Source organism: Roseococcus sp. YIM B11640, from assembly GCF_049727625.1.
Lineage (GTDB): Bacteria > Pseudomonadota > Alphaproteobacteria > Acetobacterales > Acetobacteraceae > Roseococcus.
In genome coordinates this window covers 382971-405832 of the sequence record NZ_JBBJOZ010000001.1, presented here as the reverse complement: position 1 = coordinate 405832, position 22862 = coordinate 382971, and the positions used below count along the sequence as shown (strand labels likewise).

The 22862-nt window shown below is 72.1% G+C and carries 16 protein-coding genes and 1 riboswitch; of the genes, 7 read left to right on the top strand and 9 right to left on the bottom strand.

Annotation, left to right across the window (positions count from 1 at the left end; all coding sequences use genetic code 11):
• The first annotated feature begins 89 nt into the window (after nt 1-89).
• From WJM96_RS02050 to nhaA, 4 genes are all read left to right on the top strand, one after another.
• Nucleotides 90-1631 (top strand): acetolactate synthase large subunit, encoded by a 1542-nt coding sequence (locus tag WJM96_RS02050; RefSeq protein WP_424810757.1) that lies wholly within the window; start codon nt 90-92, stop codon nt 1629-1631.
• Nucleotides 1632-1773: 142 nt separating this feature from the next.
• Nucleotides 1774-2340: a DUF2585 domain-containing protein gene (locus WJM96_RS02045; protein WP_424810756.1), complete on the top strand. Its 567-nt coding sequence runs from the start codon at nt 1774-1776 to the stop codon at nt 2338-2340.
• 14 nt (nt 2341-2354) lie between these two features.
• Nucleotides 2355-2597 carry a hypothetical protein gene (locus WJM96_RS02040; RefSeq protein WP_424810755.1) on the top strand — a complete coding sequence of 81 codons (243 nt, stop codon included), beginning with the start codon at nt 2355-2357 and terminating at the stop codon, nt 2595-2597.
• A 119-nt stretch (nt 2598-2716) separates the two neighbouring features.
• On the top strand, nt 2717-4030 hold the full coding sequence (nhaA, locus tag WJM96_RS02035) for a Na+/H+ antiporter NhaA (RefSeq protein ID WP_424810754.1): 1314 nt from the start codon (nt 2717-2719) through the stop codon (nt 4028-4030).
• On the opposite strand, the gene WJM96_RS02030 is transcribed toward nhaA, so the two are convergent.
• Together WJM96_RS02030 and WJM96_RS02025 are read right to left on the bottom strand one after the other, a co-directional pair.
• Nucleotides 4031-5311 (bottom strand): TRAP transporter large permease, encoded by a 1281-nt coding sequence (locus tag WJM96_RS02030; protein WP_424810753.1) that lies wholly within the window; start codon nt 5309-5311, stop codon nt 4031-4033.
• The gene (locus WJM96_RS02025; protein WP_424810752.1) at nt 5308-5838 is read right to left on the bottom strand and encodes a TRAP transporter small permease; all 531 of its coding nucleotides are present in this window, start codon (nt 5836-5838) and stop codon (nt 5308-5310) included. Before WJM96_RS02025 ends, WJM96_RS02030 begins: the two co-directional genes overlap by 4 nt.
• Nucleotides 5839-5997: 159 nt before the next feature.
• Nucleotides 5998-6109: riboswitch (TPP riboswitch) on the top strand.
• A 52-nt stretch (nt 6110-6161) separates the two neighbouring features.
• Here WJM96_RS02025 and WJM96_RS02020 point away from each other — a divergent pair.
• The gene (locus WJM96_RS02020) at nt 6162-7733 is read left to right on the top strand and encodes an ABC transporter substrate-binding protein (protein WP_424810751.1); all 1572 of its coding nucleotides are present in this window, start codon (nt 6162-6164) and stop codon (nt 7731-7733) included.
• A gap of 144 nt (nt 7734-7877) precedes the next feature.
• Here WJM96_RS02020 and WJM96_RS02015 read toward each other — a convergent pair whose 3' ends face one another.
• Complete coding sequence (locus WJM96_RS02015; protein WP_424810750.1) at nt 7878-8300, bottom strand: phasin family protein; 423 nt, start codon at nt 8298-8300, stop codon at nt 7878-7880.
• A 95-nt stretch (nt 8301-8395) separates the two neighbouring features.
• On the bottom strand, nt 8396-9034 hold the full coding sequence (locus tag WJM96_RS02010) for a TetR family transcriptional regulator (protein ID WP_424810749.1): 639 nt from the start codon (nt 9032-9034) through the stop codon (nt 8396-8398).
• Nucleotides 9035-9111: 77 nt separating this feature from the next.
• Between WJM96_RS02010 and WJM96_RS02005 the strand changes: the two genes are divergently transcribed.
• On the top strand, nt 9112-9921 hold the full coding sequence (locus tag WJM96_RS02005) for an aminoglycoside phosphotransferase family protein (protein ID WP_424810748.1): 810 nt from the start codon (nt 9112-9114) through the stop codon (nt 9919-9921).
• On the opposite strand, the gene WJM96_RS02000 is transcribed toward WJM96_RS02005, so the two are convergent.
• Entirely contained in the window at nt 9918-10895 is a 978-nt protein-coding gene (locus WJM96_RS02000; RefSeq protein ID WP_424810747.1) for a Bug family tripartite tricarboxylate transporter substrate binding protein, read from the bottom strand. The genes WJM96_RS02005 and WJM96_RS02000 overlap by 4 nt on opposite strands.
• A gap of 113 nt (nt 10896-11008) precedes the next feature.
• Here WJM96_RS02000 and WJM96_RS01995 point away from each other — a divergent pair, with 113 nt between their 5' ends.
• Nucleotides 11009-12250 carry an amidohydrolase family protein gene (locus tag WJM96_RS01995; RefSeq protein ID WP_424810746.1) on the top strand — a complete coding sequence of 414 codons (1242 nt, stop codon included), beginning with the start codon at nt 11009-11011 and terminating at the stop codon, nt 12248-12250.
• Here the strand turns inward: WJM96_RS01995 and WJM96_RS01990 are convergent.
• Genes WJM96_RS01990 through WJM96_RS01975 form a run of 4 tightly spaced genes read right to left on the bottom strand, consistent with a single transcriptional unit; the run spans nt 12213 to nt 22853 of the window.
• A complete protein-coding gene (locus WJM96_RS01990; protein WP_424810745.1) occupies nt 12213-13613 on the bottom strand; it encodes a capsule biosynthesis protein in 1401 nt (466 codons plus the stop codon). The two genes, WJM96_RS01995 and WJM96_RS01990, sit on opposite strands and share 38 nt — an antisense overlap.
• 55 nt (nt 13614-13668) lie before the next feature.
• Nucleotides 13669-14442 (bottom strand): formyltransferase family protein, encoded by a 774-nt coding sequence (locus WJM96_RS01985; protein WP_424810744.1) that lies wholly within the window; start codon nt 14440-14442, stop codon nt 13669-13671.
• A 6-nt stretch (nt 14443-14448) separates the two neighbouring features.
• On the bottom strand, nt 14449-15750 hold the full coding sequence (locus WJM96_RS01980; protein ID WP_424810743.1) for an aminotransferase class I/II-fold pyridoxal phosphate-dependent enzyme: 1302 nt from the start codon (nt 15748-15750) through the stop codon (nt 14449-14451).
• Entirely contained in the window at nt 15747-22853 is a 7107-nt protein-coding gene (locus WJM96_RS01975) for an SDR family NAD(P)-dependent oxidoreductase (protein ID WP_424810742.1), read from the bottom strand. The genes WJM96_RS01980 and WJM96_RS01975 overlap by 4 nt, the downstream gene beginning before the upstream one ends.
• Between the last annotated feature and the right edge of the window lie 9 nt (nt 22854-22862).

Below are 22862 nucleotides of genomic sequence, written 5' to 3'. Positions count from 1 at the left end.
ATCGTCTCTCCCCGTCTTGTCGCGATGGCATCTTCGGCCCAGGCTGCGCGCCGCGTCCATAGGACAATCACGAAAGTGGAGTGTAGCGCGTGAACGGTGCCGAAAGTCTGGTCCATAGTCTGCTGAAGAGCGGCGTCGATGTCTGCTTCGCCAATCCCGGCACCAGCGAAATGCACTTCGTGGCCGCGCTCGACCGCGTGCCCGGCATGCGCTGCGTCCTCGGCCTGCAGGAGAATGTCGTCACCGGCGCTGCCGATGGCTACTACCGGATCAAGGGCAAGCCAGCGGTCACGCTGCTGCATTGCGGCCCGGGCCTGGCCAACGGCCTCGCGGCGCTGCACGACGCGCGCCGCGCCCATTCGGGCATCGTGAATTGCGTGGGCGACCAGGCGACCTACCATCGGCCGCTCGACGCGCCGCTGACGGCCGATACCGAGGGCTTCGCGCGCGGGGTCTCCGCCTGGGTGCGGACCAGCTCCAAGGCCAGCGAGATCGGCCAGGATGTCGCCGTCGCCGTGCAGGCGGCCAAGACCTCGCCGGGCCAGGTGGCCACGCTGGTCTGCCCGTCCGACACCTGCTGGGACGATGGCGGCGTGGTCGCCGAGGCCCTGCCCGTGCCTGCCACCCCGCAGGCCGAGGCGCATGCCATCCGCAACGCCGCGAAGGTGCTGCGCGAGAAGAAGAACATCCTGATCCTGCTCGGCGGCCCCACGGCGCTCACCGAGGCGGGGCAGATCGCGGCGCAGCGGATCGTGGCGCATACCGGCGCGCATATCCTGGCCGAGACCTCCAATGCGAAGATCGCGCGCGGCCAGGGCCGCATGCAGCTCGACCGCGTGCCCTATCCGCCGGATGCGGCCATCGAGCGGCTGAAGAACTACGAGCAGATCATCCTCGTCGGTTCCAAGGCGCCGGTCGGCTTCTTCGGCTATCCGAACTACCCCTCGCTGCACTATCCGCCGAAGGCCGAGATCACGGTGCTGACGCGGCAGGAGCAGGACGCGGTGACGGCGCTGACCGCGCTGGCCGAGGAGCTGGGCGCGCCCAAGGTCGCGATGCCGGACAACGGCCCGAAGCCCGAGCTGCCGCGCGGCGCGCCCTCGCCCGAGGGCCTGGCGAAGGTCATCGCGGCGCTGATGCCGGAGAACGCGATCATCGTGGACGAGTCCGTCACCTACGGCCGCGGCCTCTCGCCGCTGACGCATTGCGCGCCGAAGCATGATTGGCTGCAGAACCGCGGCGGCGCCATCGGCTATGGCTTCCCCGTCGCGGTCGGCGCGGCCGTCGGCGGCGAGGGCCGGCGCGTGATCTCGCTGCAGGCCGACGGCTCGGGCATGTACACGGTGCAGGCGCTCTGGACCCAGGCGCGCGAGAAGCTGCCGGTCACGACCATCGTGCTGTCGAACCGCAAGTACCAGATCCTGATCGGCGAGTATCACAATGTCGGCGCCAACCCTGGCCCGACCGCGATGCAGATGCTCGACCTCGGCAACCCGGACATCGACTGGGTGAAGATGGCGAACGGCATGGGCGTGGAGGCCGCCAAGGCCCACACGCTCGAGGAGCTGGCGGACCTCGTGTCGCAGAGCCTCGCGCAGGACGCGCCCTTCCTGATCGAGTTCATGATTTGACGGCGGCGCTCGATCTTGCCGATCGAGCGCACCCTCAGGCGCCGGGTGCAAACCTGCGGTTTGCTTGGCTTCACCGCATTCGCGCCGGCGCCCATCCGGGCGCTCGGCAGGTGCGGCGCACCTGCCGCCGGTTCCTGAGCCCATGAAGACGCTTTCGCGCGGCGCCTGGGTCGCGATCCTGATCGGGATGGTCGCCCTCACGGCGGCCATCCTGCTCTGGATGGGTCGCGTGCCCATCTGCACCTGCGGCTATGTGAAGCTCTGGCACGGCGTGGTCGTGAGCTCCGAGAATTCGCAGCACCTCACCGACTGGTACACGCCGTCGCACGTCATCCACGGCATTCTCTTCTACGGCGTGCTGCACCTGCTGTTCCCGACTGCCGGGCTGCTGCCCCGGCTGGCCCTCGCGACCATCGTCGAAGCGGCGTGGGAGATCACCGAGAACACCAACATGGTGATCAACCGCTATCGCGAGGCGACCATCGCGCTGGACTACTACGGCGACAGCGTCATCAACTCCGTCGCCGATATCCTGGCCATGTGGGTAGGCTTCTGGCTCGCCTCGCGCCTGCCCGTCTGGGTCACCGTGGCGCTGGTGGTGGTGCTGGAAATCGGCGTCGGCTGGATGATCCGCGACAACCTCACCCTCAATGTGCTCATGCTGCTCTGGCCGCTGGAGAGCGTGAAGGCCTGGCAGGCCGGGGGCTGAGGAGGAGGATCAGGATGGCAAGGACACCGTCGAAAACGACCGAGCCGGAACCGGAGGCCGATGCCGGCACGCCGCTCTCCGCGCTGACGCATCCCGAGGAGATGCGCGCGACCTTCGATGCAGAGTTCGGCAAATTCGCCTCCATGCGCGCGACCGCGCGCTGCACGCCCGCCGGCCTGGTGACCGTGGGGGTCATGGTCTCCAGCGTCCTGCTCTCCGTCGCCGCCATCATCTGGGCTTCCCGCCGCCGGCCGTAGCGGCCGGTTTCGGTTGCGCGGGCCCGGCCCGCATGCCAAACAAGGTGCGGGTGTCCGCCGCATTCCGCGGCGCGCAGGACGATGCGTGGTCGGGCCGCCACGCGGAGTCCGCGTGCCCGATGCCCCACACACTTCCCCGCGCCCAGCGCGTCGCCGAGCGCGCCTTCCGACGCTTCGAGGCCTTCCTGCATGTCGAGGCCGCGAGCGGCATCGTCCTGCTCGCGGCGGCGGCCGCTGCACTAGTCTGGGCCAATTCACCCTACGCGCACGCCTATGACGCGCTGTGGCACCTGCCGCTTTCCATCGGCCTCGGCGATGCCGTCTTCTCCCAGACGCTGCATTTCTGGATCAACGACGCGCTGATGACGGTCTTCTTCCTCGTCGTCGGGATGGAGATCCGGCGCGAGATGCATGAGGGCGCGCTGCGCGAACTCCGGCAGGCCGCGCTGCCCATCGGGGCGGCGGCCGGCGGCGTGCTGGTGCCGGCGCTGATCTACCTGGCCTTCAACGCCACGCCCGAGCGCGCCTCCGGCTGGGCGGTGCCGACGGCCACCGACATCGCCTTCGCGGTCGGCGTGCTGTCGCTGCTCGGGCGGTCCATGCCCTCCAACGTGCGGATCTTCCTGCTCGCGCTCGCCATCATCGACGACATCGCGGCGGTGCTGATCATCGCCTTCTTCTATTCGGGTGGGCTCGCCTGGGGCGGCTTCGCGATCGCGGGCACCGGCATCCTGATGGTGCTGGGCCTGCAGCGCATCGGCGTAGGCTCGGCCTTCGCCTATGTATTTCCGGGCGCCGTGGTCTGGGCCGGGCTGCTCGCGACCGGCGCGCATCCGACGCTGGCGGGCGTGGTGCTCGGCCTCATGACGCCCGTGCTGCCCGTTCGCCTGCGCGAGCGGCCGCTGGACACGATCCAGCGCGTCGCGAAGGAGCTCGGAGGCGGCGCGAAGCCCGAAGCCCGGCCGTTGCGGCAATTGCGCGTCGCGCAGCGCGAGATGCTGCCGCCCGTCGCGCGCGTGCAGGCGGCGCTGCACCCTTGGGTGGCCTATGGCGTGATGCCGCTCTTCGCCCTGGCCAATGCAGGGGTGAACCTGGGCGGCGTGGACCTCGCCTCGCCCGACGCGCGGATGGTGATGCTGGGCGTGGCGGTCGCGCTGGTGGTGGGCAAGCCGGCCGGCGTGCTCGGCGCGAGCTGGCTGATGGTACGGCTGGGCTGGTGCGCGCTGCCGCCCGGCGTCAGCTGGGCCGGGGTGACGCTGGTCGGCCTGCTGGCGGGCATCGGCTTCACCATGTCGATCTTCATCGCCATGCTCGGCTTCACCGACGAGAGCCTGCTGGGTGCGGCCAAGCTCGGCGTGCTGCTGGGCTCGGTCGTGGCGGCCATGCTCGGCCTGGCATGGGGTTGGCGCATCATGCGCCAACCCACCGGGTAACTACCGATACCACTTGGTCGGGAGCCACATCACCAGCTCCGGCACGTAGGTGCAGAGGAACAGCACCCCCAGCAGCGGAATCATGAAGGGCAGCACGCCCTTCGCCGCATCCTCGAAGCTGATATTCGCCACCTTCGCCAGGATGAAGAGCACGATCCCCACCGGTGGCGTCAGCAGCCCGATGCACAGGTTGAGCACCATGATCAGCCCGAAATGCACCGGGTCCACGCCGATATGCTCCATCACCGGCAGCATGATCGGCGTCAGGATCAGGATGGCCGGCAGCGGTTCGATGGCGAGGCCGACGAGCAGGAGGAAGATGTTGGCGATGAGCAGGATCGCCCATTTCTGCTCGGTGATCGCCAGTACCCATCCCACCACCTGCTCGGAGACGCGGGTCGTCGTCAGCAGCCAGCCGAAGATTTCCGACGCCGCGACGATGAGCAGGATGGTCGCCGTCACCTCCACCGCCTCGAAGCTCACCTTCGCCAGGGCCTTCAGCCCCAGCGTGCGGTAGACGAGGCAGCCGAGCAGCAGCGCGTAGGCCACGGCGCAGATCGCTCCCTCGGTCGGCGTGAAGGCGCCCGCGCGCATGCCGCCGATGATGATGACGGGCGTCAGCAGCGGCAGCATGCCGCGCGCCAGGGTGCGCCCCAGCTCGTAGATGCGGAACTTCGCATCCGCGCCGTAACCGTAGCGATGGGCGTACCACCACACCATCACCATCAGGCAGGCCGCCGTGATCAGCCCCGGGATGATCCCCGCCGCGAAGAGCTGCCCGATGCTCGCATTGGCCGAGACGCCATAGACCACCAGCGGCAGCGAGGGCGGCAGCAGCGGCCCGAGCATGGAGCTCGCGGCCGTGATGCCGACGGCGAATTTCGGGTCGTATCCATGCGCGCGCATGGCCCGCACCTCGATGGTGCCGAGGCCCGCCGCGTCGCCCACCGCGGTCCCGCTCATGCCCGCGAAGACCACGCTGCCCACCACGTTCACCTGGCCGAGCCCGCCGCGCATCCAGCCCACGGCGGCCACCGCGAAATCGTAGATGCGCTCGGTGATGCCGCCGGTGTTCATCAGCATCCCGGCCATCACGAAGAAGGGCACGCAGAGCAGCGGGAAGCTGTCCACGCCGCCCACCATGCGATGCACGATGGCCACCATCGGCACCGAGCCGTCGATCACCGCGAAGAGGATGGAGGCACCCGCCAGCGCGATCGCGACCGGCAGGCCCAGGGTCAGCAGGCCGAAGAAGCCGAGAAGGAGGATCGCCGCGGTCATGCCAGCACATCCTGCGCGCTGGGCGCGTCGCCATGGCGCCAGCGGCGTTGGATCCACCATGCCTCCCGCAGGGCCATGGCCACGAAGCCGGCTGCAACCGGCCAGTAGACCCAGGCCAGAGTGTGGTCGAGGCTGTCCATCGGCATGGTGCCCATCAGCCCCGCGAGCTCGATGCCCGCCCAGGCACCGAAGCTCCAGAAGGCCAGCCGCAGCGTGTCCTGGATGGCCCAGAGCACCTTGCGGGGGCCGAGCGGCAGCGCGAGCTCCAGCGTCTCCACGCGGATATGCGTGCCGCGCCGCACCGCGCCGGCCGAGCCGATGAAGGTCAGCACGATCAGCAAGTAGCGCGCGACCTCCTCGGTCCAGGTCACGCTGTCGTTCAGCGCGTAGCGCGTGAAGAACTGGGTGAAGACCAGGATGCCGAGGATCCAGAGCAGGACGAGGCCCGCCCAGTCCTCGGGCCCGTATCGCCGGATGTCGAAACTGCGCAGATCATCCGCGTAGCCGCCCTCCTGGGCTCCGGCCACGCCCTCGAACGGCTTGTCCAAAACGTCCCCCTGAATCTTGACGATTCTCGTTGGGCCGCACTTTGGACGGCGGGCCGGGGAAGAGGCGAGTAAATCCTGATCCATTCGCCATGAATTCTTCATGGGCTTGCCAGGAACCCACGCCCGGCGCATGCATCCACCGTCACCTGGGTGAGCGCCTGTCGCGGGCGCTGAGAGGCGGGATGCATCCCGCGAGCCCTGGAACCTGATCCGGTTCGGACCGGCGAAGGGAGCGGTGCGCCTCGCGGGATATCCCCCCGCGCCATCCCTCCCGTGCCCCCCGCGCCGCATGGAGAGCTTGGATGGACCGGCGTTCGCTGCTGATCTCACCCGCCGCCCTGCTCGCGGCGCCCGCATTGGCCCAAGGCAGCGCCCGTGCGCGTACCTTGCGCTTCATGCCGCAGGCCGCGCTCGCGACGCTGGACCCGATCTTCAACCCGACGACCATCGTCACGACGCATGGCTTCTGCGTCTTCGACACGCTCTACGGCTGCGACCGGGCCCTGCGCCCGCACCCGCAGATGGCCGAAGGCCACGAGGTCTCGGCCGATGCGCTCACCTGGCGCATTCGCCTGCGCGACGGCCTGCGCTTCCATGACGGGGAGCCGGTGCGCGCGCAGGACTGCGTCGCCTCCATCCGGCGCTGGGCGGTGCGCGACGGCTTCGGGCAGGTGCTCATGCAGGCGGTGGCCGAGCTCGTGGCCGAGGACGACCGGACCATCCGCTTCCGGCTGAACCGCCCCTTCCCCGCGCTGCTGGACGCGCTGGCCAAGCCCGGCTCCTCGCCCTGCTTCATGATGCCGGAGCGGCTGGCGAGCCAGCCCGCCGACCGCCCCATCACCGAGGCCGTGGGCAGCGGTCCCTGGAAGTTCCTGCCCGGCGAGTTCGTGCAGGGCGCCCGCGCCGCCTATGTGCGGAACGAGGCCTATGTGCCGCGCGCCGAGCGGGCCGAGGCCGCCGCGGGCGGCAAGCGCGTGCATTTCGACCGGCTGGAGCTGATCTGGATTCCCGATGGCGGCACGGCCGCCGCGGCGCTCCGCACGGGCGAGATCGACTGGATCGAGTACCCGCTACCCGACCTCGTGCCCGTGCTGGAGCGCGACCGCCACACCAAGACGCAGGTCTACGACCCCAACGGCTTCCTGGGCTTCCTGCGCTTCAACCACCTCTACCCGCCCTTCAACGACGTGCGCGTCCGCCGCGCCATCCGCGACGTGATCGAGCAGGCGGATTTCATGCAGGCGGTGGCGCTGCCGGGCGACTGGCAGGAATGCCACGCCATGTTCCCCTGCGGCCTGCCCGGCGTGGTCGAGAGCACGCCCGCGCCCCGCGGAGAGGCCGCCATGGCCCGCGCCCGCGCCGCGCTCGCGGAGGCCGGCTACAAGGGCGAGCCCATCATCCACATCAATCCGAGCGACTTTCCTGCCGTGACGCAGCAGGGCCGCCTGACGGTGGATCTGATGCGGCGGCTCGGCCTCAACATCCAGCCGGTCGAGAGCGACTGGGCCACCATCATCGCCCGCCGCGCCAACCGCGCGCCGCCCGCGCAGGGCGGCTGGCACCTGCACAACACCAACGGCCCCGCCGCCACCATCGCCAATCCGGCGGTGAGCTGGCCGACGCGCATGCACGGCAGCGCCGCGTGGCCCGGCTGGCCCGAGGATGCGGCAGTGGAAGCCGAAGTGGCGGCCTGGATCGGCGCCGCCGATACGGGCGCGCAGGAGGCCGCGATGCGTCGCCTCCAGGCCCTGCTGTGGGAGGCCGTGCCCATCGCGCCCACGGGCCTGTTCCGCCTCAGGACCGCCTTCCGGGCGGACATCACGGATGTCCTGCAGGCGCCAAATCCGATGCTGTGGAACCTGCGACGGGTTTAGCGAGCCGCCACGGCGCGAGGCTTGCCTCGGGCCGGGAGCGCAAGGCGCGACCGCGCCCAGACCATCAGATCAACCAACGCACCTGACGCGGCGCGGAGCCAAGCGCGCTGCGCGCGCGCCCGGCGTTTGAGGGCACAGAAATCTTCAGCCCTTCGCCATCAGCGCCTTCACCTCTTCCATCGCCTCGGCGAAGCGGCGGTTGAGAATGCCCACGGCCTCGCCATTGGATTTCTGGATGATCTCCGACAGCTCATGCATGTTCGCGATGGCATGCTCATAGGCGGCCTTCAGCAGCTCGGCCTGCCGGGCGGCCTTGTCGGTGGGCGAGCCTTCGGCGCTGGCCAGGCTCTGCACCGCCTGCGTCATCTCGCTCAGCGACTGCTGCACGATCTCCATGTTCCGCCGGGCCACGGCCTGGGCCCCCTCCATGGCGAGCTTGTTCGCCGTGGTCAGGGCCTCGATGTTGCGCTTCTGGGAATCCGCCAGCGCCTGGAAGTCCGGCATGTTCGGCATCTTCAGCGAGCCGAAGAGCTTCATGAATTCCTCGGGATTGAAGCTGCTGGACATGATGACCTCCTCGGAAGGGTTGCAGGAAGGCGGTAGTCTCGCCGGGATGGCCATTCAGGCGGATGACCAGGCTTCCCGGCGCAAGGCCCGACGTCTCAAACCGCCGCGGTCGGGGCCTCCGGCGGCGGCAGGGCTCCCGCGGGCGACGCCGCGGCGGCAGCGGAGTCGCGGTCGGCGAAACCGAACATCTTGGCCATTCGCTCGGCGCGATCGAGCGCGCGGTCGAGCGCGGCCATGGTGGCCGAGAGGTCCTGGCTCTCGTCCTTCTCCCAGGCGCGCAGCGCGGCGAGCCAGACGGTCACGAGGCCCTTGGCCCGCAGCAGCCCGCCGGGGCCCGCGGTATCGATGCCCGCCGCCTCCAGCATCCAGGCCATCGACGGCGTCAGGCGCGGCAGCAGCCAAAGCGCCAGCAAGGGGGAGGTCGGCAGGTCGCGCATCAGGCGCACCACGCCGGCACGGTCGGGCTGCAGCGCGTCGATGCGGCGCATCAGCACGTCGAAAAGACGGTCGCGCGCGGGGCTGGTGTCATCGGGAATGGTGCCGCCGATCACCTCGGCATCCACCGCGCGGCCATGGGCCAGCAGCAGGTCGAAGGGGCTGACATAGTGGCGCCGCAGGTCGGAGAGGGCCATGCCGGCTTCCGACGCCACGGCCCGCATGGTCACCCCATGCCAGCCCTTTTCGGCCAGGACCCGCCAGAAGGCGCTGAGTTCGGCAGTGTTGGTCGCGCTCATGCCTCCCAGGATCGGCCTCGGGGGCGTCCGGCGCAAGCCTAAAGCGATGATTTCACAATGCGGTTAAGCTGCGGAGAATGTTCGAACCCTATCTCGGCCGCTGGGGGCTCGTCCCGGATGGCCCGCCCATCGAGACTCATGCCGCGCACCTCCTGCCGGTGCGCCAGGGCCCCGTTCCCGCGATGCTGAAGCTCTCCGCCCATGAGGAGGAGCAGCGCGGCGGTGCGGTGCTGGAATGGTGGAACGGCGACGGCGCGGCCACCGTGCTGGCGCGCGACGAAGGGGCGCTGCTCATGGAACGCGCGACCGGCCCGCGCTCGCTCTCCGAGATGGCGCGGGCGGGCGAGGACGACGAGGCCAGCCGCATCCTTTGCGCCGCCGCCGCCCGCCTGCATGTGCCGCGCGGCGCCCCGCCCGCCGGGGTCGTGCCGCTTGCGACGTGGTTCCGCGATCTGGAGCCCTTTGCGGCCTCCCATGGCGGCATCCTCGCCCGCAGCCTCGGCGAAGCGCGCCAGCTGCTGGCCGCGCCGCGCGAGGTCGCGGTGCTGCACGGAGACCTGCATCACGACAACGTTCTCGATTTCGGGGCACGCGGCTGGCTGGCGATCGACCCCAAGGCCCTCGCCGGCGAGCGCGGCTTCGATCACGCCAACATCTTCACCAACCCGGACCTTGCCGACCCGACGCGCCCCGTCGCGACCTTGCCGGGCCGCTTCGCCCGGCGGCTCGAAGTGGTGTGCGAGGCCGCGGGGCTGGAGCGCGGGCGATTGCTGCGCTGGATCCTCGCCTGGGCGGGACTGTCGGCAGCCTGGTACCTGGGCGACGGCGATCCGGCGACGACCGACCTGGCCATCGCCGGGCTCGCAGCGGCGGAGCTGGACGGCTAGTCCGCCACGATGTTCCCGGCGCGGATCACCTCCCGCCACTTGTCCAGCTCGCCGCGGACCAGGGCAGTGTATTCCGCGGTCCCCCCGGTGCCGGGCACCACCCCGATGGCCGCGAAGCGCTCGATCACGCCGGGGTCGGCCAGCGCCGTGCCGATCTCCGTGTTCCAGCGGGTCACGATCTCGGGCGGGATGCCGGCGGGGGCCGAGAAACCGAACCAGTTGCTGGAAACCACCGCCGGGAAGCCGGCCTCGGCGAAGGTCGGCACATCGGGCAGCGAAGCGGGGCGCGTGGCCTCGCTGGTCGCGAGGGGGCGCAGCCGGCCGCCGCGCAGGTGCGGCAAGGCGATGGGCAGGCTTTCCATGATGGCGGGGATCTGGCCGCTGATCGTATCCGTCAGCGCGGCGGCCGAGCCGCGATAGGGCACATGCGTCAGCTCGATCCCCGCCGCACGGGCGAGCAGCTGGCCGATCAGGTGGTTCAGCGTGCCGTTGCCGCCCGAGCCGTAGGTCACCTCGCCCGGCCGCGCCTTCACCTGCGCCACGAACTCCGCGACCGTGCGCGCCGGGAAATCGAGGTTCACCGCGAGCACGCTCGGAAAGGTGCCGACCAGGCGGATATGCGTGAAGTCGCGCAGCGCGTCGTAGGGCGTGTTGCGGTAGAGCACCGGCCCGATGCCGTGGGAAGCCGCGCTCGACATCATCACGATGTGCCGGTCGCCCGGCGCCTTGGCCAGGATGTCGGCGCCGAGCGCGCCGCCCGCGCCCGGACGGTTCTCCACGACGATGGGCTGCCCGAATTTATTGCCGATGCTTGCCGCGAGGATGCGCGAGAGCGTGTCTGCCGCACCTCCCGGCGGGAAGTTCACGATCCACCGGATGGGACGGTCGGGCCAGGCGGCCTGCGCCAGCGCGGGCGCGGACAACAGCGCCGCCGCGCCGGTCAGCGCGGCGCGGCGGGAAAGGGTGGGGAGCATCGAAGCCTCCGGGACAAGGGTTTCCATCGAAGCGAAATCGAGCAAACCTCGTGCCAACAGGCCATGGGGGGATCGTGCCTCCGGCCGTCGCCTACTGAATCCGGAGTCCTCATATGGAATTCGACCTGCTGCTGCGCCGCGCGCGCCTTGCCGATGCCGCGCCCGATGCGCTGGTGGATATCGGCGTGAAGGGTGGCACCATCGCCGCCATCGCGCCGGATCTCGGCCAGGATGCGAAGGAGGTGCTGGACGTCGCGGGCGGCTTCGTCTCGCCCGGCTTCGTCGAGACGCATATCCACCTCGACAAGAGCTGCATCATCGACCGCTGCGGCTGTGCGCCCGGCCGCAATCCGCATCGCGCCATGGAGCGCGTCTCGGCCGTGAAGAACACCTTCACCGTCGAGGACGTGAACGCCCGCGCCCGCGCGACGCTGGAGCGCGCGATCAGCCACGGCACCACGCTCATGCGCACGCATTGCGAGGTGGATCCCCTCGTCGGCATCCGCGGCTTCCACGGCGTGAAGGCCCTGGTCGACGCCTACAAATGGGCGATCGACATCGAGATCTGCGTGATGCCGCAGGAGGGCCTGCTGGATAACCCCGGCACCGAGGAACTGATGGTCGAGGCGCTCAAGACCGGCGCCACCGTGATCGGCGCCGCGCCGAACTACGACCGCGACCGCGCCGGGCAGATCCGCCGCATCTTCGAGCTGGCGCGCGAGTTCGACATCGACATCGACATGCATCTCGATAGCGGCACGAACCCCGACGACCTCGACCTCATGCTGGTCTGCGAGCTGACGGAGAAGATGGGCTGGCAGGGCCGCGTCGCCTTCGGCCACGGCACCAAGATCGCGAGCGCCACGCCCGCGCGCCAGCGCGAGATCGGCAAGCGCATGGCCGATTGCGGCGTCTCGCTGGCCGTGCTGCCGGCGACGGATCTCTTCCTCATGGGCCGCGACCAGGACCACGACATCCGCCGCGGCGTCGTGGACGCGCACACGCTCATGGAGCAGGGCGCCCTCTGCAACATCTCCACCAACAACGTGCAGAACCCCTTCACGCCCTTCGGCGACGCGCAGCTGATCCGCATGGCGAACCTCTACTGCAACGTGATCCAGCGCGGCGACGAGGCGGAGATCCGCAAGACCTGGGACATGTTCACCGCCAATTCCGCGAAGATCCTGCGGCGGAAGGACTACGGCATCGCCGTGGGCAACCCCGCCGATCTCGTCGTGGTGGATGCGCCGACACCCGTGGACGCCATCCGCTCCATCTCGCCCGTGCTCGCGGGCTTCAAGCGCGGCCGCCGGAGCTTCACCCGTCAGCGCGCGGAGTTGCATCGGCCGGGCTAGACGCGGTCCGCGCCGTGCGCCTGCCGATCCCGTCCTGCCGGAAGATGGTCCACATCTGGCGGGGCGTCCGCGTCTCCAGCGGCGGGGATGGCGCCATCACGCTGGCGATGTCCGGCAGCCCGGCCTCCAGCCGCTCCACGGCCGCGACGACGGCGGCGGAAAGCCCCTCGGGGCCGTAGAACACGCCGCGCACATGCAGGTGGCGCGCGATGGCGCGCAGGAAGGCGTCCGTCAGCACCCGGTCCGGCTGGCGCGGTTCCTTCCAGAAGCTGTCGAGCCCATCCTCATGCGTCAGGCCCTCGACGCGGTAGAGCGCCTCGCCGAGCGCGATGATCGGCGTCGCCAGTTCGAGCGCGCGGATGCCCGCGGTGCTGTTCACCGTCACCACCCCCGCCGCACGGCGGATCAGCGCATCGAGCGGCAAGGCGTCCACGAAATGCACGCGGTCGGCCACCCCCGCGCTGCGCGCCATTCGCGCCAGCCGCCGGTTCCAGGCCTTCAGCCCGGGATCCAGCGGATGCACCTTCACCGCGAGATGCGCGTCGGGCGGCGCGTGGCGCGCGAAGCTCCGAACGGCCTCGCGCAGCGGCGTGTCCATGTCCGGATAGGGCGAGTAGGCACGGATGGAGTAGTCGGTCTCCATCTGCATGGCGAAGAGGTAGAAGGGCGCATCCTCGGGCAGGCTGGCCATCAGCTTCTCGGCGCGCCGCTTCGTCGCGCCGCGCCGGATCAGCCGCCAGAGCGTGCCGAGATAGGCCGGCACGACGGGGTGCAGCTGGAAGGTCTGGAAATGCGGGAAGGGCCAGACCGAGGCATTGGCGACGTGGAAGAAGACGTCCCACCGCGCCTGGTTCCGGAAACTGTCGATATAGCCGCGCGACTCGTCCAGGCGCGGCGCGTCCCGCGCCAGATCGAAGATCGCCTTGGGGTCGCGCGGGAAGCCCGACAGCGCGTTGTGGCCGTTGCGCTCCAGAATGATCCAGTCCGGCCGTAGATAGCCGAAATCCGTCGCCGTGACCGCGATGCCGCGCTGCCGGGCGGCCGCGATGGCGACGCGATGATAGGGCCGCTGCTCGCCCAGCAGAACGACGTCGGTGATGGCGTGACGGTCGAGATAGTCCTCGATGAAGTCCGACCATTCTGAGAAGGGGCGGTCGAAATCGACGGCCGGGATGGATTTGGTCGAATAGGCCCGCCATTCCTTCTGGGGCCAGAACCAGCCCTTCCAGAGCAGCCAGTCGCCGAAGCAGACATTGATCCGGTGCACCACATGCCCGCGGGCCTTCAGTCCAAGCGCGAGGCCGGGAAAGAAGGGACAGATCGGTCCCTGCAGGAACAGGAAGCGGCGCGGCGAGGGGATCATACTTCGCCCTCAGACGCCGGGCGCAGCCTCGGGCATGGGGGCTGGCACAAGGTGCTCACGGCCACCCGCCTGCCGGGGCCCGCCAGGCGGTGCCGAGATCGCTGCGGCGCAGCAGCCGTACGCCCGCGCCGCGGCGCTGGGCGCGCGCGGGCCAGCCGCGATAGGGCAGCGGCTCCGGCGGCGCAGGCACGGCTTCGCCGGCGGCGATGCGGGCGATGGCCTCCTCCACCAGCGGCACGGCCGCGAGGTGCAGCTCGCGGGCCGCCGCGAGGGCAGAGCTGCCGCCGGGCACCGTCACCTCGCGCTGCGCCCAGATGCCACCCGCATCGATCCGAGCCACCAACGCGTGCACGGAGACGCCGGTTCCGCCCTCTGCCAGGGCGTGGAAGGCCGGGATGGGTCCGCGATGGCGCGGCAGCAGCGAGGGATGGACGTTGATCCCGCCCCGCGACGGCACCGCCAGCGTCTCCTCGCCCAGGATGCGGTCGAGGTGGAAGGTGACGAGGAGATCCGCCCCCGTCTCGCGCAGTGCCGCGCGCATCGCCGCCTCGTCGCGCAGGCGGAGCGCACGGATGCCGCGCTCGGCGCAAAGGGCCGAAAGGCGCCGGGGCCGCCGCCAGGAGGAGCCGATGCCTGGCACCAGGTGGTTCACCGCCAGATAGGGCAGGATGCCCAGGCCCGCGCCGCGCAGGGCGCGCCATGTCGCGCGTCGCGCAGCCAGCGGCGGCGAATGACCCACAAGCACGAGACGGTCTCCCTGACCTTCCGCGAAGCGGAGCACAGCCTCCGCGCTCGCCGCGCTCTCCATGGTGAACAGCGCGATCCTCACGAAACCTTAAGCCGCTTCGCGCGCCACCCGCGAGAGGGTCCTGATGGTGTTGTCGATGTCCTCCTCGCTGTGCTCACAGGAGAGGAAGAAGCGCAACCGTGCCTGCCCTTCGGGCACCACCGGGAAGACGATGGGCTGCACGTTGACGCCGAGCTCGAACAGCCGCTCGGCCGCGCGGGCCGTGGCCACGCTCTCGCCCAGGATCACCGGCACAATGGCCTGCCCGACCGAGCCGCCCGTGTCGAAGCCCGCCGCCCGTGCCTTGTCGCGGAAGCGCCGCGCATTGGCGTGCAGCCGCGCGACGCGCCAGGGCTCCGCCTGCATCAGCCGCAGCGCGCATTCGGCCGCGGCCGCCAGCGGCGGCGCCATGCCCACGGAATAGACGAAGCCCGGTGCCGTGTGGCGCAGCAGGTCCACCAGCGTCCGGCTGCCCGCGATATAGCCGCCGCAGGCCGAGAGCGTCTTGGACAGTGTGCCCATCCAGATGTCCACGAGGCCGGGGGCCACGCCCTGCGACTCGAAGACCCCGCGCCCGGTCGGGCCCAGCACGCCCAGCGAATGCGCCTCGTCCACCATCAACCAGGCATCGTGGCGCCGCGCGATCTCGGCGAAGCGCGCGAGCTCCGGCACCGTTCCGTCCATCGAGTAGTGGCCCTCGATCAGCACCAGTGCGCGGCCGTGCCGGGGGCGCTCCGCCGCCAGCAGCGCGGCCGCGGCCTCCCAGTCGTTGTTCGGGAAGGCGAGGCGCCGCGCGCGGGAGAGCCTCACGCCCTCGGTCGCGCTGTTGTGGACCAGCGCGTCATGGACCACGAGGTCCTCCGGCCCCAGGAGATGGCCGATGACCGAGACGTTGGTGGCGTGGCCGGAGACCATCACCACCGCGTCCTCCGCGCCGTAATTGGCCGCGAGCGCGGCCTCCAGCGCGCCATGCACCGGCCGCTCGCCCGAGACGAAGCGCGAGGCGGACGCCGAGACGCCGTGCCGCGCGATGGCCTGCCGCGCGGCCTCGGCCACCCGCGGATCGCCGTTGAGGCCGAGGTAGTTGTAGGAGGAGAAGTTCACGTATTCGGCATTGCCGATGACGGTGCGCGCGCCGGCGATCCCCTCATGCGGCCGGAAATACGGGTTGGAGAGCCCGACCTGCCGGCCTAGCGCGCGCGTCGCCGCGACCTCGCGCGCCGCCGGAAGGGTCGAGAAGTCGCGGGCGGTGCTGGGCGCGACCTCGGGGGCCGCCGTGGTGCTGCGGCCCGCGAGCCGCTTGAGCAGCGCAGCGCGGTCGGCTTCCGAAAGGCCCCTGTTTCCGGTCATTCCGCAGCCTCGCGTGTCGAAGGAACTTGCGCAATCACGCATCTCGCCAATGCGTTCACCGTCAGCTCCTCGCTGACCGCCTGCATCGGGATGGAGACCGAGAAGCGCCGCTCCAGCCCGGTGCGGAGCTCGATGCTGCCCAGGCTGTCCAGCCCGAGCCGCGGCAGCGGCGTGTCGAGCGGAATGGCGCCGGGCGGCATGCGCAGGATGCGCGCGACCTCGCGGCCGACCAGGCGGCGGGCCAGGTCCATCCCCGCGCCCGGCTCGGCCTCCGCGATGGCGCGGAGCGGATCCTCCTCCGAGGCATCGCCCAGCGAGGCGCCGGTCAGCGCGGTGAAGATGGGCTCGGCCAGCAGGCGCAGGCTGCGATGCGCGACCTCCCAGTTCACGCGGGCGAGGCCGGCCACGGCCAGCCCGTCATCCAGCAGCGCGGGCAGCGCGCCCAGCGCCTCCGCCGCGTTCATGGCCGTGGCGCCGAGGCGCTGCGAGAGCGCCGCGCTGCCATCCGCGTCGGCAGCGAGGACGCCCGCATCCGCGATGGGCCCCCATTGCACGGCCAGCGCGGGCAGGCCCTCGGCCTGCCGGCGGCGGGCCAGGGCCTCCATCGCGGCATTGGCCGCGACATAGGCGGCCTGGCCGGGGCTGCCGATCGGCACCGTGGCCGAGGAGAAGAGCAGGAAGAGCCGCAGCGGATCCTGCCGCGTCAGCCGGTCCAGATGCGCGGCCGCCAGCGCCTTGGGCCGCCACACCGTCTCGACCGAGGCCTCGTCCAGCCGCGCGGCGATGCGGTCGGCGAAGACGGCGGCGGCCTGCACCACGCCCTCCAGCGGCCCCATCTCCGCGCGGATGCGGGAGAGCGCGGAATCCAGCGCGGCCTCGTCGGTCGCATCGGCCGCGTAGATGCGCGCCTCGGCGCCGAGGGCCGCCAGCCGCGCCACGGCCCCGGCCGCGCCAGGGGTCGCCTCACCGCGGCGGGAGAGCAGCGCGATCCGCTTCGTGCCCTGGGCCGCCAGCCAGCAGGCGGCTTCGAGCCCGAAGCCCGAGGTGCCACCCACGACCAGCGCCGCGCCGCGCGGCCGCCAGTCCGGATGGGCCGCGCCGGTGAGCTCGGCGGGCGGAAGGATGACGAGCTTGCCGATGTGCCCCCCGCTCTGCAGCTGGCGGAAGGCCTGCTCCATCTGGTCGGCGGTGTGGATGCGCGTCGGCAGCGGACGGATCGAGCCGTCCTCCAGCCGCGTCGCGAGCGAAGCCAGCATGCGGCCCGCCATGGCCGGACGGCGGCGCGCGACCTCGTCGAGATCCACGGCGAACCACGCGACGTTGCGGCGAAGCGGACGCAGGCCCACGCGGCGGGCCTCGGCGAAATCGCGCTTGCCCAGCTCCAGGAAGCGGCCGAAGGGCGCCATGAGGCCCAGGCTCTGCTCCATCGCCTCGCCCGACAGCGAGTTGAGGCAGACATCCACGCAGCCCTCGCCCGGCGGGGCAGGCCAATGCGCGCGCAGCGCCTCGGCGAAGCTCAGGTCGCGGCTGTTGAGCGCGACCTCGGCGCCCGCCGCGCGCAGGAAGGCGCGGCGTGCCTCAGTCCCGGCGGTCACGGCCACGCGCGCGCCCGCGGCCAGCGCGATCTGCAGCGCCGCGAGGCCGACCGCGCCCGCGCCGCCATGGATCAGCACGCGCTCGCCGGGCTGGATGCGCGCCAGCCCCTCCAGCGCATGCAGCGCCGTGAGGAAGGCGACGGGCAGGCTCGCGGCCTCCGCCATGCCGAGGCCGCGTGGCAAAGGCGCCAGCGCGGCCGCCTGCGTGATGGCGCGGGTAGCCAGTGCGCGGGGGGCGAAGCCGAAGACCGCCTGGCCCGGCCGCAGGGCGACGCCGCTGCCCACGGCCTCGATGATGCCGGCCGCCTCCATGCCCAGGCCGGGGCCCGCGAAGCCAGGCTGCAGGGCCTCCTCCGGAAGCAGGCCCTGGGCCCACATCAGGTCGCGGAAATTGAGCCCGGCGGCGGCGATCTTCAGCACCACCTCCCCCGGCCCGGGCGCCGCCGCGAGCTCGGGCGCGGCCTCCCAGGCAAGGCTGTCGAGCTGGCCGGGAATGCCCGCCTCCAGCCGGCGCGGGCCCGGCGCGGGGCGCGGGTTGGGGCGCAGGGTCGCCAGGCGGGGCACGAGGCAGCCGCCTTCGGTCAGGCGCTCCTCAGCCTCGTTGCCAGCGCCGTTGAGCAGCGAGGCCGCGATCCGCGCCGCCGCGTCGGCGGCGTCCATCCCGGCCGCGATGTCGTGCCGGCGGGGCTTGAGCCCCGGCATCTCGTTGGCGAGCACGCGCGCCAGGGCCAGCTGCCCGGCCGCCCGCATCCCCGTCTCCGCGCCCATGGTGACGAGATGGAATTGCGCCGCGACGCCCTCGGCGGAAGCCGCCAGCCGGGCGAGCATCGCTAGCCCGCGCGAGCCGCGCGGCGGAAGCGCAATCAGGCAGGCGCCGTTCATGGCGCGCGGGGCGGGATCGGCGGGGAGATGCGCGACCTGCGCGCCAGCGGCCGTCAGCGCCTCGTCCAGCGCCAGCGCCAGCGGACCGGGCGCCCCGCCGCTCCAAATCGTGAACCGGCGGGCGGGGGCGGCGTGCAGCAATTGCGCACCGGCCGGCTTGCCGACGGCGATGAGGGCCGCATCCCAGGGCAGCGCGGGCAGGCGCAGCACGCGGGCCCGGGGCCAGCCGCCCGCCTCCATCAGCGCGCCCCAGGCGGCGGCGTCGCGCAGGCGCGGCGTGGCCCACCAGCCGGGCGCGAGCCCTTCGGTCATGTCCCAGAAGAGGCCAGGCAGCGGCTCGGCCAGCAGCAGGGCGCCACCGGGCGCCGTCGCGGCGCGCAGCCCCTCGGCCAGGAGCGGCGACGCTCCGAGGCGCGGGGAGAGCATCATGCCGATGACGAGATCCGCCTCGCCCGGCGCGCCCTCGCCCTTCTCGGGATTCCATTCGACCATCTCGACGCGCGCGGGGTCCGCGCCCGTGGGTAGCGCGGGCGGGCGCTCCCCGGGCAGATGCGCGAAGGTGAGGCGGAGCGCGGTGCCGAGCGGCGCGAGAGCCCGCCAGATCGCGGAGCCCAGCGGGCCGTCCTCGGCGCCCGCCACGAGCACGCGGCAGGGGCGCCCCTCCGGCCAGGAGGCCAGCAACCCAGCCGCCGCCCCGGAAAGGGCGCCGGCCAGGCGGCGAAGGCTTTCGGCTCCCAGCGGCAGGCGGGCAGCCGAGGAGGGCAGGCCGGCCAGCGCGGCGGGAAGGCTCTCGGCGGCCTCGGCGAGGGTGGCGAGTTCCTGCGCCAGCGAAGGCTGCTCGAAGAGCACCTGCTGCCAGATGGCCGCGGGGGGCGGCATCGCGGCGGAATCCAGCGCCATTCCCTTCGCATGGGCGCGCATGGCCTCCGCGAGCGGCCCTTCGGCCGTGTCGGCGCCCGCCCCCAGCGCGGCGGCCACGCCATGGGCGGCGAGCAACATGGCCACGTCGTCCAGGGCGGGCTCGGCTGTCGGGGGGATTTCGAGCTGCGCGACCTCGAGAGGGGACGCCGGCGCGGGCCAGCCAGCCGGGACCGGCGCCGCGTGCCATTCCTCGCGGAAGGCGATGGCCGGGCCGCCCTGGGATGCGCGCGCCACCTTGTGGAACAGGGCGCCGGTGACGACAGCCAGCACGCCGCCCGTCGCGTCGCGCAGCACGAGCCCGGCGGTGACCCCGCGCTGGCCCGCATGCTCGAGCGCGACGCGCGCCGAGACGGCGAGCGCCTGGCGCCGGCGCACGGCCAGCCGGCCGAACCGCATGGGCACGTAGCCCGCGCCCGCATCCCCGCCGATCAGGCCGAAGAGGCCCTGCATGGCGCCGTCCAGCCGCACGGGGTGCAGGTGGAATTCCTCATCCGGCGGCGTGCCCTCCGGACGGTCGAGCCGCACCTCGGCCCGGCCCGCATCGGGATCGGCGCGCCAGCGCCGCACCGGCTGGAAGGCGGGGCCGTAGCCCAGGCCTGCGCCGGCCGCGAGCGCGGTCAGCTCCGCTCCATCGCGCCATTCGCCCTCGATCGCGACGTTTCCGGGATCAGTGATCTGCGGCACGGGCTGGACGCGGCCCGTGGCATGCAGCGTCCACCCCTCCTCCGAGAGGCGGCGGCGCGATTCCAGCGTGAAGAGCCCCGCCTCGTCGAGGCGGCTGCGGAGTTCGCGCGTCACATCGCGCGCCAGCGGCAGCGCGTGGTGGATGGCGAAATCCGTGACCTCCAGCGCGGGGGCCTGTCGGTGGCGCTGGAAGCCGGCCTCGAGCGCGATCTCGAGCATGCCGGCGGCGGGCAGCACCGGCTGGCCGCCCAGCGCATGATCCGAGAGCCAGGGTTCCTCCAGTGTGTCCAGCGTGCGGCGCCACTCGGCGCCCGCCTCGTCGCCCAGGTGCCGGAAGCCCAGAAGCCGGCCCTCCGGCACGCCGTCCAGCAGACCCGTCGCCTCGACCGTGCGCGGAACCCAGTGGCGGCGGCGAGCGCCCGGCGCGGAAGGCAGGCCGCGCCATTCGGCAGGCCCGTGGAATATCCGCGCGCCGCGCGGATCGGCGCCGGCGGCGGTCGCCTGGTCGGCCAGCGCGGGGAAAGGGTCGGTGCTTTCCAGCGTGTGGCGGCGCAGGCCGGGGAGGACGGCGGCCTCGCGCCCGGCGGCCCGGAGCGTTCCGCGCATATAGCCCTGCAGCACGGCATGCGCGCCGATCTCGAGGAAGACGGCCGGACGGTGATCCAGCGCCCGGCGCAGCGCGGCCTCGAAGCGCACCGGCTCCCGCAGGTTGCGCCACCAATAGGCGGGCTCGCAGGCGGCGGCGTCCAGCGCCTCTCCCGTCACGGTCGAGATCAGCGGCACCCGCCCCGCTCGCCCGCGCAACCCCCGCAAGCCCGCGAGGAGCGAGCCGCGCACCGGATCCATGGCGCCCGAATGAAAGGCGTAGTCGAGCTCGAGCATGAGCCAGGAGAGTCGCCGTTCCTGCGCCATCTCCCCCAGGCGCAGCAGCGCGGGCTCGGGCCCCGCGATGGTCAGCGCATTCGGGCCGTTATAGGCCGCGATCTCAAGCGGCTCCTCGCCCGGCAGGCGCAGTTCGGCGAGCAGGGCCTCGGCCTCGGCGGGCGAAGCGCCGAGTGCCGCCATCCGGCCGCGGCCGCGCGTGGGTGCCTGCGCCCGGCTGCGCGCGACGATGAGGCGCGCGGCCTGCGCGAGCGTCAGCAGCCCCGCCGCCTCGGCGGCCGCGACCTCGCCGACCGAATGGCCGAGGCACAGCGCGGGCGTGATGCCTTCCTCGGCCAGCGCCGCAACGATGGCATGCTGCACGGCGAAGAGCAGGGGCTGCGCGATTTCCGTCGCCGCGACATCCTCCACGCCCGGGCCGGCGGCAAGCTTCTCTGCCACCGACCAGCCCAGATGCGGCAGCAGCGCGGCATCCGCGCGCTCCACGGCCCGGCGGAAGGCGGCGCTTCCGCGCATCTCCGCCGCGCCCATACCCGCCCATTGAGCTCCGTTGCCCGCGAAGACGAAGGCCACCCCCTGCCCGTCGGCCGCCCGGCCCTCGACGGCGCCATGCGACGCATCGCCGGCCCGCCGGGCCGCGAGCCGCGCGGCCCAGTCGCCCTGGCCGCGCACGACCAGCCGGTGGCGCAACAGGTCGCGGTGGCGCGCCTGGCCGCGCAGCAGTCGCGCAGCCGCCGCTTCGTCCATGCCCTCCAGCCGCTGCTCCCAGGCCAGGGCCAGGGCGTCGAGCTGATCCGCCTCCCGCGCGGAAAGCAGCAAGGGAGGCACGGCCGTGGGGGCCGTGCCGGCGGAGCGCACCCGGCGCGGCGGGCGGCCGATCACCGCGCAGGCATTGGTCCCGCCGAAGCCGAAGCTGTTGACCGCCACCACCCCGCCCCGGAAGGGCATGGCGCGCGTCGCGGGCCGGATGCCGTATTCGGCGAAGGGGATATTCGGATTGAGCGTGTCGGCGTGGAGCGTGGCCGGGATGCGCCCCGTCTCCAGCACCACGAGGCCCTTGAGCAGCCCCACCAGCCCCGCCGCCGCCTCGGTATGGCCGATATTGCTCTTCACCGAGCCGATGGGCAGCGGCTGGCGGCGGCGCCCTCCGGGATTGGCGGCACGCGCGATCGCGGCGGCCTCGATGGGGTCGCCAGCCGCCGTGCCGGTGCCGTGCGCCTCGAAATACCCGATGTCGAGCGGATCGAGTCCCGCCGCCTCCAGCACCTCGGCGATGAGGGCGGATTGCGCCTCGCCATTGGGGAGCGAGATGCCGGTGGTCCGCCCCGCCGCGTTCACGCCGCTGCCGAGGATGACGCCGCGCACGAGGTCGCCATCGGCCAGCGCCGCGTCCAGCGGCTTGAGCAGCAGCACCACGCCGCCCTCCGCCCGCACATAGCCGTCCGCCGCCGCGCCGAAGGCCTGGCAGCGGCCCCGCGGCGAGAGCATGCCCGCGCGCCAGAAGCCCATGAAGGTGAAGGGCGAGAGCAGCATGTTCACGCCGCCCACCACCGCGGCCTCCGCCGCGCCCGCCCTCAGCGCCTCGCAGGCCGCATGCAGCGCGACGAGGCCGGAGGAGCAGGCCGTGTCCATCGTCATCGCCGGTCCACGCAGGTCGAAGACGTGGCCGACCCGGTTGGCCGCGATCGACAGCGCGCCGCCCGTCATGATGTAGCGATCCGCGCCGGACGCATCCTGGTGGCGAAGATCCGCGTAATCCGTCGTCGAGGCGCCGACATAAACGCCGATCCGCCGGCCGCTCAGCCGGGATTCGGGCCAGCCCGCATCCTCGAAGGCACGGCGCGCGAGGGTGAGCAGCAGCCGCTGCTGCGGGTCCATCTCGTCCGCCTCGCGCGGCGAGAGACCAAAGCCCATGGCGTCGAAATCCGCCGCGTCCTCGATCACCCCGGCCCGGAAATGCAGAGCGCGGCCGGGCTCGCCGGCGCGGGGATGCAGAAAGCGCTGCTGGGGAAAGCGGTCCGGCGGAACCTCGGTGACGGCGTCGCGCGCTTCTTCCAACAGACGGGCGAAGCCCGCCAGATCGGGAGCACCCGGCAGGCGGCACGCCGCGCCGACGATGGCGATCGGACGCGCCTCCACTTGCGGCTG